This is a genomic window from Mariniflexile litorale (assembly GCF_031128465.2).
Classification (GTDB): domain Bacteria; phylum Bacteroidota; class Bacteroidia; order Flavobacteriales; family Flavobacteriaceae; genus Mariniflexile; species Mariniflexile litorale.
The window spans coordinates 2,002,239-2,015,083 of record NZ_CP155618.1; the positions used below are offsets into that span (position 1 = coordinate 2,002,239).

13 protein-coding genes are annotated in these 12,845 nt (G+C 32.2%); 6 read left to right on the forward strand and 7 right to left on the reverse strand.

The window, feature by feature from the left end; translation table 11 throughout:
• Positions 1-10 precede the first annotated feature (10 nt).
• The 3 genes from QLS71_RS08425 to QLS71_RS08435 are packed head-to-tail and all read right to left on the reverse strand — an operon-like array spanning position 11 to position 3,172.
• On the reverse strand, positions 11-1,186 hold the full coding sequence (locus tag QLS71_RS08425) for an efflux RND transporter periplasmic adaptor subunit (RefSeq protein ID WP_308993169.1): 1,176 nt from the start codon (positions 1,184-1,186) through the stop codon (positions 11-13).
• A gap of 24 nt (positions 1,187-1,210) precedes the next feature.
• On the reverse strand, positions 1,211-2,554 hold the full coding sequence (locus QLS71_RS08430) for a TolC family protein (protein WP_308993168.1): 1,344 nt from the start codon (positions 2,552-2,554) through the stop codon (positions 1,211-1,213).
• Between the two features lie 12 nt (positions 2,555-2,566).
• The gene (locus QLS71_RS08435) at positions 2,567-3,172 is read right to left on the reverse strand and encodes a TetR/AcrR family transcriptional regulator (protein ID WP_308993167.1); all 606 of its coding nucleotides are present in this window, start codon (positions 3,170-3,172) and stop codon (positions 2,567-2,569) included.
• Between the two features lie 123 nt (positions 3,173-3,295).
• Here QLS71_RS08435 and QLS71_RS08440 point away from each other — a divergent pair, with 123 nt between their 5' ends.
• The 6 genes from QLS71_RS08440 to QLS71_RS08465 all read left to right on the forward strand — a co-directional run bounded on the left by QLS71_RS08440 (position 3,296) and on the right by QLS71_RS08465 (position 7,660).
• A complete protein-coding gene (locus QLS71_RS08440) occupies positions 3,296-4,270 on the forward strand; it encodes a polyprenyl synthetase family protein (RefSeq protein WP_308993166.1) in 975 nt (324 codons plus the stop codon).
• Positions 4,270-4,620 carry a hypothetical protein gene (locus QLS71_RS08445; protein WP_308993165.1) on the forward strand — a complete coding sequence of 117 codons (351 nt, stop codon included), beginning with the start codon at positions 4,270-4,272 and terminating at the stop codon, positions 4,618-4,620. The genes QLS71_RS08440 and QLS71_RS08445 overlap by 1 nt, the downstream gene beginning before the upstream one ends.
• A gap of 67 nt (positions 4,621-4,687) precedes the next feature.
• Positions 4,688-5,122: an Rrf2 family transcriptional regulator gene (locus tag QLS71_RS08450; protein ID WP_308993164.1), complete on the forward strand. Its 435-nt coding sequence runs from the start codon at positions 4,688-4,690 to the stop codon at positions 5,120-5,122.
• Between the two features lie 48 nt (positions 5,123-5,170).
• Positions 5,171-5,902 carry an iron-sulfur cluster repair di-iron protein gene (gene ric / locus QLS71_RS08455; protein WP_308993163.1) on the forward strand — a complete coding sequence of 244 codons (732 nt, stop codon included), beginning with the start codon at positions 5,171-5,173 and terminating at the stop codon, positions 5,900-5,902.
• Between the two features lie 116 nt (positions 5,903-6,018).
• Positions 6,019-7,251: a hypothetical protein gene (locus QLS71_RS08460; protein WP_308993162.1), complete on the forward strand. Its 1,233-nt coding sequence runs from the start codon at positions 6,019-6,021 to the stop codon at positions 7,249-7,251.
• Positions 7,202-7,660, forward strand: coding sequence for a hemerythrin domain-containing protein (locus QLS71_RS08465; RefSeq protein WP_308993161.1), 459 nt, complete (start codon positions 7,202-7,204; stop codon positions 7,658-7,660). The genes QLS71_RS08460 and QLS71_RS08465 overlap by 50 nt, the downstream gene beginning before the upstream one ends.
• Before the next feature lie 8 nt (positions 7,661-7,668).
• Here the strand turns inward: QLS71_RS08465 and QLS71_RS08470 are convergent, their stop codons facing one another.
• The 4 genes from QLS71_RS08470 to QLS71_RS08485 form a co-directional block, all read right to left on the reverse strand.
• The gene (locus QLS71_RS08470) at positions 7,669-8,382 is read right to left on the reverse strand and encodes an SCO family protein (RefSeq protein WP_308993160.1); all 714 of its coding nucleotides are present in this window, start codon (positions 8,380-8,382) and stop codon (positions 7,669-7,671) included.
• Positions 8,383-8,387: 5 nt separating this feature from the next.
• Positions 8,388-9,125: a formylglycine-generating enzyme family protein gene (locus tag QLS71_RS08475; protein ID WP_348636617.1), complete on the reverse strand. Its 738-nt coding sequence runs from the start codon at positions 9,123-9,125 to the stop codon at positions 8,388-8,390.
• A gap of 51 nt (positions 9,126-9,176) precedes the next feature.
• Positions 9,177-10,652 (reverse strand): copper-containing nitrite reductase, encoded by a 1,476-nt coding sequence (gene nirK, locus QLS71_RS08480; protein ID WP_308993158.1) that lies wholly within the window; start codon positions 10,650-10,652, stop codon positions 9,177-9,179.
• A 132-nt stretch (positions 10,653-10,784) separates the two neighbouring features.
• The gene (locus QLS71_RS08485; RefSeq protein ID WP_308993157.1) at positions 10,785-12,785 is read right to left on the reverse strand and encodes a TonB-dependent receptor; all 2,001 of its coding nucleotides are present in this window, start codon (positions 12,783-12,785) and stop codon (positions 10,785-10,787) included.
• Positions 12,786-12,845: the final 60 nt, after the last annotated feature.

Sequence of the window (12,845 nt, forward strand, 5' to 3'; positions counted from 1 at the left end):
CGTCTAAAATCTACAGACTATTAATAACCTTAACAGTTTGACCGTCATTAACACTTCTAGCACCTTCTTGAATAATTTCAGCACTGTTTTCAAGTCCTTTTGTCACTTCAATAACATCACCTTGAGATTTTCCTGTTTCTATAATAGTACGTTTTGCATTGCCTTCGTTATTGGCATTTTTATTTTCAATAACGTAGATGTATTGTTCACCTTCAGCATTTTCTGAAATGATACTCTGAGGAATTAAAATAGCATTTTCACTAGTGTAATCGTTAATTTTAAGTCTCGCAGTAAGATTTGGTTTGATACTTTTATCTTTATTAGGAACCGCAACTTCAATTTTAAATGTTCTGTTAGCAGGGTTTATAAAATTACCAGCTTGTCTAATTTTAGCGTCCATAGATTTTCCTAAAATAGGAAACTCAACTTTTACAGTTTTGTTAACGGTAACATTTGAAATATAATTTTCAGGGACATCTGTTTCAATATACATGTCTTCTAAATTAACGATACGCATTAATTGTGATTGTCCTGGAGCAACTACGCTCCCTTGATCTGTAATAACATCATCAATTACACCTGAAAATGGAGCTCTAACAGAGGTCTTTTCAAGTTGACTTTTTAATTGACTTACTGCTCGTTGTTGTGCTTCATAACTAGATTTTGCTTGTAGAAATTGAATTTCGCTTCCTATTTTCTGATTCCATAAACGTTCTTGACGCTCAAAAGTAGTTTTAGCTAAATCGGCTTGAATTTGTAGTTGGGCTACTTGTTGGCTTAAACCGCCATCATCTATAGTTGCAAGTAGTTGTCCTTTGGTTACATTTTGTCCTTCTTTTACATAAACGCGTGTTAACGTACCTCCCATTTCTGGATAAATAACAAGGTTTTGTTTGGTTTGTACATTCCCTTGTAATTCTAAATAATGATCAAATTTTTCGGATTTTACGCGAACTGTAGTTACCAATGGTAATTTTTTAACGGTATCTAGTTCAGAAATTCTTTCGTTAATTAGTTTTAATTGTTCTGCAAATTCTTGTTGTTTTGAATCAATTTCTTCACGTTTTTGTTTCAATGCTTCTAAATTATTTGAAGCTATTAAATCGTCTACAGATTTCTCTTTTTTCTCTCCACCACAAGCGGTTAAAAGAATAGTTATGATTAATAAAGAATATATATGTTTCATTTTTAAGTGTTTTATGTATGTTGATTAGTTATTGATTGAATTCAGTATAGTTTCCAACTCAGCTTTTTTGTTTATCACATCAAGCATGGCTTGTAAAAATTCTTGTTGTGCCGTATATAATTGCGTTTGTGCTTGTCTTAAATCGAAACTTGAAGCAATACCTTCAAAGAATTTGGTTTGATTCTTTTTTTCGATACGTTCTGCAAGGTTTAAGTTTAGTTTTTTGTTATCATAATCTTCAATAGCAAATTGATAGTCGCTTTTTGCGGCTGCTGTTTCAAGTTGAAGTTTTTGTTCGGTTTCTATTAAATTGTATTGTGCTTTTTCAAGATTTATTCTAGCCCGTTGTGTAGCAGCACTTCTGCCTAAAGAACTGAAAATAGGAATGTTTAAAGTTACACCAAATAGCGATGAGCCAAACCATTGTTGATCTTTGCTAGTAAAATTAAATTTGTCATCATAAGCAGAATATCCACCATTTATAAAAGCGTTTAAAGTTGGCAATGCCTTGCTTTTTTCTAACTTAAGCAATAATTCTTTAGCTCTTTTATCATTTTCAGAGATTTGATAATCTATAGAATTATCTAAGTCTAAATCAGAATCAACAAGCTCTAATGATATATTTTGAACTGTTAAACTTTCAAGACTATCTGTTACAACAGTATTACTATAAACATCTATACCTAAAGTAATATTTAGCATTTGATAGGCGAGTGTTTTTAATCGAATAGTGTTGTTTAGCGAACTGTTTACACCCGATAATGTAATTTGTAGTTGTTCTACACTTTCTTCTTCCTCTAAACCATTTTGATAGATTTTTGATAAATCGTTTAGGTTCTTTTCTAGAATTGATTTGTTTTTTTCTAGAATAGCAAGACTTTCATCGGCAAGTAGCACATTTCCGTAAGCATTAATTACTGCTTTTCGAACTTCTAAATCGGTTTTGGTTTTGGCATTATTTGAAATTTCTAAAAACACTTTAGCCGATTGTAAACCTACTAAATAAGAACCATCAAATATTTTTTGGCTTAAAGTAGCAGTAGCTGTCATGTTTTGCTTTTGTGAAAAAACTACAGGCTCAAAAGTTCCAGGGGCACCTCCAAAAAGTTCTGCAGGTATTAAAGATACTTGTTGTTTTAAAAAGTTTTGATAACCAATTTCTGCTGATATTTGAGGTAAACCCGTAGCAGTGGTTTCCCATTTTTGTTGTTTTGCTGCTTCAATATCTAATGTGGCATTTTTTGCAGTTCTGTTGTTTTGTAGTGCATAGTTTATGGCTTCCTGCAGCGAGAAACTTTGTGTGTTTTCTTGCGAAAAGCCCGCTATCGAAAGTGATAAACTAAGAAATAGTATTAGTTTGTGTTTCATTTTATGATTGATTTATGATTGATTGTTGTTTAAATATTGGGTTAAATGTTCTAATCCTTTTGGAGTACAAATGCCTCTTAAATGATATTCTAAATAATTATTCATTAAATCTTGCATAGAAAAATTATTTAAAGGAAATAGTTCTTTATCTTTTAAAGCCATCATGCAGCTAAAATATATTTTTGATACAAATTCAGTACTTATGGTGTCTCTATACAACCCTGCTTTTATGCCGCGTTCTAAATTATTGGTAACGCAATCTTCCATAACACATGATTGTTTAGATTTCAATGAGTCACATATTTTTGGATAATATTTTTGAAGTTGATATTGAGGTGACGATTTTTCATCTTTAAGATGTTTCATTAAAAATCGTTTTATTTCATAAATTTCTTCAATTGGATTGTTTTGTTGAGCAATAATGTCTTCAATTCCACTAGAAATCATTTGAAACATAAACAATGTAGTTTCTTCTACTAAAATATTTTTGTTTTCAAAATATTGATAAACGGTTTTTTTTGACATACCAAGTGCATTAGCTATATCATCCATCGTCACACTCTTAAACCCATAGGTTAAGAATAAATCGGCTGCTGTTTTTAAAATATCTTCTTTCATAATTCGGGGCAAATGTACAACAGGAAACTTTAAAAACAAAAAAAGTTTCCAAAGTTTTAACAATTTATTAATATTGGACTAAAGTTGTTGGATTAGTGCGGGCAATTACATTATTTTTGTTTGATGCAAAACATACAATTTTATCAAGACGCATTTACGGCCCATTTAAAAGGTTTTACTAAACACAAAGAACCAGCGTCTTTATACAGTCCTATAAATTATATTCTACAATTAGGTGGTAAACGATTGCGCCCAGTTTTAACTTTAATGACAGCTGATATTTTTGGTAGCGATTCGAAAAAAGCGCTGGATGCTGCTTTAAGCATTGAGGTGTTTCATAATTTCTCATTAGTACATGATGATATTATGGACGATGCTCCTTTGCGACGCGGACACGAAACAGTACACGAAAAATGGAATTTAAATACAGGCATACTTTCGGGTGATGCTATGTTAATTATGGCGTACCAGTTGTTTGAAAACTATGAGTCTAAAACATTTCAAGCTTTGGCTAAATTGTTTAGTAAGACCGCTTTGGAAGTTTGTGAAGGACAACAATATGATGTAGATTTTGAAATACGTAATGATGTGGCTATTGCTGAATATTTAAAAATGATTGAATATAAAACGGCTGTTTTGGTTGGTGCTGCTATGAAAATGGGTGCTATAGTTGCTAATGCGTCCCTAGAAGATCAAAATAGTATTTATGAGTTTGGTAAAAATTTAGGTATTGCATTTCAATTACAAGACGATTATTTAGATGCCTTTGGCGACCCAAAAACTTTTGGAAAACAAGTGGGTGGCGACATTATTGAAAATAAAAAAACATATTTGTACCTAAAAGCATTGGAATTTTCAAACGAATCAGATAGGTTACAATTGAATCAATTATTTTCATCAAACCCAGAAGATCTTTCAGCTAAAATAAATACGAGTAGACAAATTTTTGAATCCTCTGGTTCAGCAGAAGCTACAAAAGATGCCATTCAAGAATACACTCATAAAGCATTTAGTGTATTAAATACTATTAATATTTCTGAAGACAAAAAAGCATTATTATATGACTTTGGAAACAATCTTATGCATAGAAACGTTTAATGAGTTTACCATCTACATTCGAAGATTTAGTTGAAAAAGCCAATCAATTAGATTTATATAAAAGTTTAGTAATTCAACTAAATAAAGATTTTTTACTGGCCAATATCAATCTAGATTTTCATGAAGACGTTTTACCAACTAGTTTAAAATTTTTACTCCATGAAACGGTTTATAAGCTTATTCAGGAAAAATTTACTGAATATTTAAGTCTACTTTACATTATAGATGTTTCAGAAAAACAAGTAAAAGCATTAAATGGTGAAGACACTCTTAAGCTGTCTGAAGAAGTAACATTTTTAATTTTGCAGCGGGAATGGCAAAAGGTATGGTTTAGAAATAAATACAAATAAATTAAATAAGATAAATTTGTCCTGATTAAATTGTTTTTATACATTTGTATTAAATTAAAGAGTTAATATGTTTTCAAAAGCTTGTGAGTATGGTATTAAGGCGTGTATTTTTATTGCGATAAATTCGTATGAAGGGAAGCGTGTAAGTCCTAAAGAAATAGCCGAAGAAATTAATTCTCCTCAAGCCTTTACAGCTAAAATCCTGCAAGCTTTGGTAAGGAATAACATTATTAATTCGGTTAAAGGTGCATATGGCGGTTTCGAGGTAAGTAAAAATGAAATCCAGCATATTAAACTCTCACAAATTGTAAAGGCTATTGATGGAGATAGTATATACATCGGTTGTGGTTTAGGTTTAGAAAAGTGCGATGAAAACCATCCATGTCCAGTACACGATAAATTTAAAGGGGTGCGAGATGAGCTTAAAAAAATGCTAGAAAGTACTAGTTTAGAAGAACTTGCCTTAAACATAAAATCTGGAGCTGCCTTTTTAAAAGCCTAAAATAATTTGAATACAAATAGGATAAAATTATCCGAAATAAAAAACATTATGGAAACAATACAAGAAGAATCACAAAAACAAATAGGAGAGTTTGTTGCAGGCGATTTTAGAACCGCCGCCGTATTTAGTAATTATGGTATCGATTTTTGCTGCAAAGGACATAGAACCGTTGAAGAGGTTTGCGAGAAAAAAGGAATTGATCCTAACGATTTATTAGAGAAACTTCATGCTGTTTTGAATTCTAAAACAGACCAAACCATTGATTATAAATCTTGGCCATTAGATTTATTGGCAGAGTATATCGAGAAAAAACATCACCGTTACGTAGAAGAAAAAATCCCTGTATTACGTCAGTTTTTAGATAAATTATGTAAAGTGCATGGTGAACGACATCCAGAACTATTTAAAGTTAATGAACTTTTTTCTGCTTCCGCAGGAGAACTAGCAAGCCATATGAAGAAAGAAGAATTAATTCTTTTTCCATTTGTAAAAAGAATGGTAAAAGCAAGATTAGAAGAAGGCTCCATACAATCACCACAATTTGGAACTGTTGAAAACCCTATTGCTATGATGATGCATGAACATGATACAGAAGGAGAGCGTTTTAGACACATAGCTGAGTTAACAAACAATTACACGCCGCCTGCCGATGCTTGTAATACCTATAAAGTTACTTTCGCCATGTTAGACGAGTTTGAAAAAGATTTGCATTTACATATTCATTTAGAAAATAATATTTTATTCCCTGAAGCTATTAAATTAGAAAAACAGTTTAGTTAATGATTAGTAAGTTGAAAATATAATTTTTTAATGGTGACTAAAATCCGGAAGATTACTTTTGTTTCTTTCGGATTCTTTTTATTTTCAGTTTTGTCTAACCTAAAAATGATTTAAAAATGTCTAAAAAACATGTTTTTATATGCTTGCTCAATTTTTTTATAGCAGCAATTTTAGGTTTGGCATTACGTTATTTTTATGTGCAGTCTATAGGACTTAACTATCGGTTTTTAACGCATGCCCATTCACATATTGCGATGTTGGGTTGGGTATATTTAATGTTGTATACGCTTATTGTTTATTATTTTGTTCCCGAAAAAAAATCAATTTATAATAGGTTATTTTGGTTAACAGAATTTGCTGTTATTGGTATGTTGTTAAGCTTTCCGTTTCAAGGTTATGCTGTAGTTTCAATAAGTTTTTCAACTTTACATATTTTTTGCAGTTATTATTTTGTGTATTTAATTTTTAAGCATCATAAAACCAAATCGTTAGTAACGCAATATTTATTAAAAGCGTCACTCATTTTTATGCTCATATCTACTATGGGGGTTTGGTGCTTAGGACCAGCAGTAGCCTTGGCTGGGCAAGCTTCGGCATTTTATCAAATTGCCATTCAATTCTTTTTACATTTCCAATTTAATGGCTGGTTTTTAATAGCGCTGATAACGGTGTTATTTCATCAATTGCAACTGGAAGACTCTAAACAGTTTCGTTTGTTTTTTAAGCTTTTAATAGCTTCTACGATATTAACGTTTGCATTGCCTGTTCATTGGTTTACTCCTCATTTTGTTTTACTTTGGATCAATGGAATAGGTGTTGTATGTCAATTAATGGCCTTGTTTTATTTTATTAAGGTTATAAAACCCGAATTTAAAATGTTCATTAAAAAGCATACGAGCCTCACGCAACTTATGTATGGTTTTGCTTTGTTGTGTTTTGTGCTTAAAATCGTATTGCAATCAATATCATTAATTCCTGAAGTTTCAAATCTGGCATACCAACATAGAAATTTTGTAATAGGGTTTATTCATTTAACTATGCTAGGTGTTGTTTCAGGCTTTTTGTTTGGGTTCTTGCTTCAGAGTACATTAATTAAATATACTAAAACTTTGGGTTTTGGGAGTTATACGTTTATATTGGGTGTTATATTAACAGAGCTTATTTTGTTTATTCAAGGTATCTTGTTTTACTTCGGAAAAGGTCTATTACCAAACTATTATTTTATATTATTTTTATGTAGTATATTATTACCATTGGGTATTGGTTGCTTCATTTATAACATTTTAAAAGCTGAAAATCATGTCACAAAAACCACTGAAGCGCCACAAAGCACTGCAACCTTTAAGTAGAGATCATCATCACGGATTATTATTGTCTTGGAAAATTAGAGCAGGTTTCAGTAAAAACATTGAGCCGGAACGCATAAAAACTTATGCTGATTGGTTTTTTAAAACTCATTTAATTCCTCATTTTGAAATGGAAGAACACTATGTTTTTTCTATTTTGGAGCCTGAGAATGATCTTGTTAAAAAAGCATTGGCAGATCACAGACTTTTAAAGCGTTTGTTTGCAAATGAAGATATAAAACTTGCTTTAAGTAATATTGAAGAAGTGTTGGATAAGCACATTCGTTTTGAAGAGCGGGTATTGTTTCCAGAAATACAAAAAGTGGCTACTGAAGCTCAATTACTGGATATAGAAAAAATCCATAAGGAAGCTGATTTTATAGATAAGCTTGATGATGAATTTTGGAAATAACCACCTTTTTAAGGTGTTATTTTCAGAATAGTTTCAATAGTCTCTTTGTTATTTACGCCTAAACCTTCTTGTTGGTGTATTAATTCACCTTGAGAATTGAATATTGAAATGATGTTCGAGTGTGAAAAATCTACAGGTGAAATTTCTTTATATTTTACTGACAATACATTTGCAAATTCCCTTACGCCGCTTACGGAGCCTTGTAAAAACGTCCATTGATCATCGTCCATAACGTTCTCTTTTGCAAAAGCTTTTAATTTTTCAGGAGTGTCGGTTTCAGGGTCTATGCTCACCATTACAAATTGAATGTTTTTTATTTTTTCATCAGGAATTTGAGCTTCGATGTTGCGCATATCAGCAACTAAACGAGGGCAGGCTGCTTTACATGATGTGTAAATCATGACCATGACCAAAGTTTTCCCTTTTAAATTTTCAAGTTGAATGGTTTTACCTTCTTCGGTATGCCAATTGGAGGTTAAATTGAAGATAGACGCTTCTGAAATACTTCCGTCATCAACAGTTTTTAAATTATTTTCAACAAGAGCTAAATCCATTTTACAAACAGGGCAGTTTCCTGTTTCATCATAAATTTTATCGCCTTCACATTGCATAGGACATTGATATACTTCAGAAGTATTATCTTTTGATTTATTACCTGAATTACAGCTTAAAACGGACAAAACTACTATTAATACGATTGCTATATATTTTAAAAATTTCATAATTGTTATTTTAAATCACTGTCTTTTACACATCGAAATCCTAAATTTTTCATGGAATATTTGGCTTTTAAACTGCCACGAATGGCATAGCGCATAAAAGCGGCATAATTCATCAAATCGGTAGCATTAACAGCGGCACTTCCACAAAATAAATTACTATCTTTATCTCCATCTTTTCTAGATTCTCCTGTTATTAAAACCGAATTAAAATCTAAAGTCCATTCCCATACCAAACCATGTAAATCGTGAACGCCCCATACGTTTTTTGGATGTTCTCCAATTTTGTTTTCGTTAGATCGTGGTGCTTCATACCAAGCTAAAATTTGCTTGTTGTATGAGGCTTTTACCCGTGCATCTTTTGTTGTTTCATCTGCCATGGCTACATATTCCCATTCATCAATAGTTGGTAAGCGTTTGCCTTGGCATTCGCAGTAATCTTTAGCAGCAAACCATGAAATATACGTTACGGGACTGTCTGGTTTTTCAGAGTCTTTAAGTTGTAAATCGTTTTTCCAATTGGTTAAATAACTTTTGTCAGCAAACAATTTAATGACTTTTGACTTTTGCCACTTTGGATATTTTTTTACAAAACTCACAAAATCGGCATTAGTAACTGGGTAAATATCTATCTCAAAATTTTTGACTTCAACAACGGTAGAATCGCGTCCATATAGAGGTATATAACGACTGCCTTTTATAGAAACCATGCCTTTAGATTGTGCAAAAAGTAGTGGTTGAATCATGAATAAAATCAACAACAGAATAAAGGCATGGTTTTTCATTATTATATTTAATTATTTACTGTTTTTTACTTTTTCTACCATGGCTTTGGTAACCACTTTTTTCGAGTTACCCCAGCTATTATATACATAGGTTAATACGTTGGCAATTTCATCAGAAGACAGCATTTGTCGCGTCATAACACTGTTGTATTTTTGACCGTTTACTGTAATCTCTCCAGTTTTACCATGTAAAACAACACCAATAGCTCTATCAACATCGGCATTCAGATAATCAGATTTTGCTAAAGGAGGAAACGCATTTGGCACCCCTTGACCTTCGGCCTGGTGACAAGCAAAACAGGTTTGCATGTAAGCTTGTTTTCCAAATTCCATTTGTTCTTCAAATGATTTTGCAGGAATTTCTGAAGCAATAATTTCTCCAGTTGTGGGCATAGATTGAATACCAGGTCCTTCGGGTAAATAAATATCATCACGAATCTCACCAGAGTAAATTTTCTTGTCTTTTTCACCTTCCACTTTCAACATACCTAAAGCACCTTTATTGAAAGCTCTAAAAATAGAGTGGTCTACTAAGATAAATGTACCAGGAACATCTACTTTAAATTCTATCATGGCTGTACCGCCAGCTGGAATTAATGTGGTTTGAACGTTTTCATTTATCAAGTCACCACCTTCAACATGTACTCTATCAAATATTTCACCAATAACGTGGAAAGACGATACTAATCCAGGGCCGCCATTACCAACAAAAAGTCGAACGGTTTCACCCACTTTAGCTGTAATGGCATTGTCACCAGTAAGTGCACCCACTTTACCATTAAACACCACATAATCTGCTTTTTCATCAACTGCTTTTTGCATATCGAAGGGTTGTAAACCACGTTCTCCGTTTGCGCCTTTGGTATAAAAATCGCCTTGCATAATATAATATTCTTTATCAACTAGAGGTAAACCGCCTTCTGGTTCTACCAAAATTAGACCATACATACCATTCGCAATGTGCATGCCTACTGGAGCGGTAGCACAATGGTAGACATACAAACCTGGATTTAAGGTTTTAAATGAAAATACTTTTTCGTGACCAGGAGCCACAAATGATGATTCTGCACCTCCACCAGGACCTGTTACTGCGTGCAAATCGATATTATGTGGTAACTTATTATTTGGGTGGTTTTGTAAATGAAATTCAACTTCATCGCCAACACGGGTTCTAATAAAACTCCCTGGAACGGTGCCGCCAAATGTCCAATATATATATTTAACACCATCGGTCATTTCACCTTCTTTTTCTAGAATTTCCATTTTTACAATAAGCTTTTTAGCTTTTCTTTTTCCAACAGGGGTTGGTACATTGGGTGGAGATGTTAATTCTGCAAGCATTTCTCTATTTACAGGAATGTCGGCTGAATTTTCATATTCTTTTTTATCGTTGCTAATGCAAGCTGTCATTAATAGCAAAACAGACGCTATTAATTTTATAGACAAAACAAATGGTTTTGTTTTGAGTAATGTGTGTTTTAGTGTCATTGATATGTATTTTAATTGGTTATTTGTTAAAGGATAAAATTGTCTTTTTAATTAAACCAAAAATACAAGGTAGTGAATTTTAAAAGTATGATTTATGTCAGCTTTTTAGAAAACTCAATATTTTGAAAAACATTAAAGAATTAAATAAGATAAGTTTATATAAATATTTCTACCTTGTCTTGGTATGTTGTTCCAATCGGCATAGGTAGAATAGTTGGCGTCTAATATATTTTCAATACCATATTTTAATACTAATTTATGTTCTTTAATATATAATATATTTCCGAGATTTAGATTTAAAATAGCATATTGTGGCGTTTCATCCTCACCATAAAAATGGCTATATTTACTTTGGTTGCCATTCCCTTCAAGCTGGATTGCAGCGTTAAAAAGAGGTGTAGAATAATTAATTTCGGCTAAATACGAAAATGGTTTTATTAGTGGTAACGATACATCATTGCTTCCTGTTCCATAGTTGTAGCCAACGGTTCCATTAACCGAAAATGTTTTTGAAAATTGATATGAACTATTGAAATACACATTAAAAATAGTAGCATTATTTAGCTGTGTATAAACCTGAACTCCATTAGCACCAATTGTCATCGGGCTTAAAGTAACATCAATGTCACCAATAATATAATCCATAATATGAAAATAAGAAGATTCAAGACCAATCTGAAGTTTTTTAAAATGATAGTTGGTTTTAAAATTAGCTTCCATAGCTTTTTCATTTTTTAAAGTGGGATTTCCTATATAATCATAATTATCGAAACTATTGAATAAGAAAAATCCATAGCCTTCACTTACCGTTGGTGCTCTTTCTCCATATCCAAGTCCCAATGTTAGATCGAACACATGCTTTTTCATCTCATAATTTGATGAAAAACTTGTTAAAAATCGACTTTTTGTATCTGAGATTTCTGGATAGAATATTTGAAGACTTTCCAAGCCTGTTTCATTTGCAATTCTGTTTTTATGAAAACCAAAACGAAGCGATGTTGAAAGCGTTTCATTTGTATTTAAACTATAGCTGTCTTTGGCGTAAATGCCTGTGTATAGGGTTCTGACATCTGGCCATGTGTACATAAACATGGCAGGTTGATTGGAATCATTTGGGTACATGGTCATTTCTGCTAAAGACCTGTTGTAGTAACCGTTAAAATTGAAAATCACATCGTGTTTATTTTCTTTAACACTTGCTTTACTATAAAAACCATAGGTATCGCTCCACCCTGGCATATCCATACGGATAGGAACTAGGGGACGCTTAGAATCGTCCATAATATGGGTTATGGTGTTAAAATATAATTTAGTTTCTAACGATTTTATAAAAGTTGAATCGTTTGAATACTTGTGTGTTAAAGATGTAATTAATGCTTCCGCCAGTGATACATCCATAGGTAAAGCAGGATAACCAACATCGGTTGCTTTATCGTAAATTACGTTTGCATCTAAAGATTCATGATTATTTAATTTATAACCGCCTTGTAATGAAATGTTATATTTTTCAAATTGAGAATAAAGCACTTCTTTATTTCTTCCTGATTTGTAATTATCCGATTTTCTATAAATTCCATCGGCATTTAAATAGAATGTCGTGCTGGAATATTCCATATCTAATCCGGTTGTTTTATAATTACCATTGGATTCGTAACCTAGATCAATGGTTGTTTTTAACCCTGAATCATAAAATGTAGATTGTGGTAATTGCAAGTCGATACCACCACCAAGGCAATGACCATTTTCTGTTCCTTCTTGTCCAGAACCTACATCCACTTTTTCTAGATTTGAAACATCTACATACGATGTGATTGGATCCATTTTGTCTGTACAAGCTCCAAAAATTTGCATCCCATCAATGGTTAAGGAAAGCCTGTTACTATTCATATTATTAAGTGATGCTTCCCATGCATAATTTCCGCGTTTTATCATAGTGATTTTATTAGATTTTTCTAAAAAATCATCTATACTGGATAAGGTTTTTTCTTGGCGGTAGTTACTTAGTTTATGTCTTCCAACCACAATAATTTCATCTAAACTAGTCGTGTCTTTTTTAGTGGTGTTTTCTATGTCTTGAGCAAGCAATAGTCCTGTAAAAATTAAACTTAAGCCCAATAGAATATATTTTTTCATAGTTGAAATTTTGAAGAGGTTGTCTAAAAAGCGTGGTTTTTCGTCATTGTGAGTAACGAA

Excerpts from the sequence above, each read along its gene's own strand:
- nirK (WP_308993158.1), bottom strand. The coding sequence starts at position 10,652 with ATGACACTAAAACACACATTACTCAAAACAAAACCATTTGTTTTGTCT.
- ric (WP_308993163.1), top strand. The coding sequence starts at position 5,171 with ATGGAAACAATACAAGAAGAATCACAAAAACAAATAGGAGAGTTTGTT.
- QLS71_RS08475 (WP_348636617.1), bottom strand. The coding sequence starts at position 9,125 with ATGATTCAACCACTACTTTTTGCACAATCTAAAGGCATGGTTTCTATA.
- QLS71_RS08450 (WP_308993164.1), top strand. The coding sequence starts at position 4,688 with ATGTTTTCAAAAGCTTGTGAGTATGGTATTAAGGCGTGTATTTTTATT.
- QLS71_RS08430 (WP_308993168.1), bottom strand. The coding sequence starts at position 2,554 with ATGAAACACAAACTAATACTATTTCTTAGTTTATCACTTTCGATAGCG.
- QLS71_RS08470 (WP_308993160.1), bottom strand. The coding sequence starts at position 8,382 with ATGAAATTTTTAAAATATATAGCAATCGTATTAATAGTAGTTTTGTCC.
- QLS71_RS08465 (WP_308993161.1), top strand. The coding sequence starts at position 7,202 with ATGTCACAAAAACCACTGAAGCGCCACAAAGCACTGCAACCTTTAAGT.
- QLS71_RS08485 (WP_308993157.1), bottom strand. The coding sequence starts at position 12,785 with ATGAAAAAATATATTCTATTGGGCTTAAGTTTAATTTTTACAGGACTA.
- QLS71_RS08440 (WP_308993166.1), top strand. The coding sequence starts at position 3,296 with ATGCAAAACATACAATTTTATCAAGACGCATTTACGGCCCATTTAAAA.
- QLS71_RS08445 (WP_308993165.1), top strand. The coding sequence starts at position 4,270 with ATGAGTTTACCATCTACATTCGAAGATTTAGTTGAAAAAGCCAATCAA.
- QLS71_RS08425 (WP_308993169.1), bottom strand. The coding sequence starts at position 1,186 with ATGAAACATATATATTCTTTATTAATCATAACTATTCTTTTAACCGCT.
- QLS71_RS08460 (WP_308993162.1), top strand. The coding sequence starts at position 6,019 with ATGTCTAAAAAACATGTTTTTATATGCTTGCTCAATTTTTTTATAGCA.
- QLS71_RS08435 (WP_308993167.1), bottom strand. The coding sequence starts at position 3,172 with ATGAAAGAAGATATTTTAAAAACAGCAGCCGATTTATTCTTAACCTAT.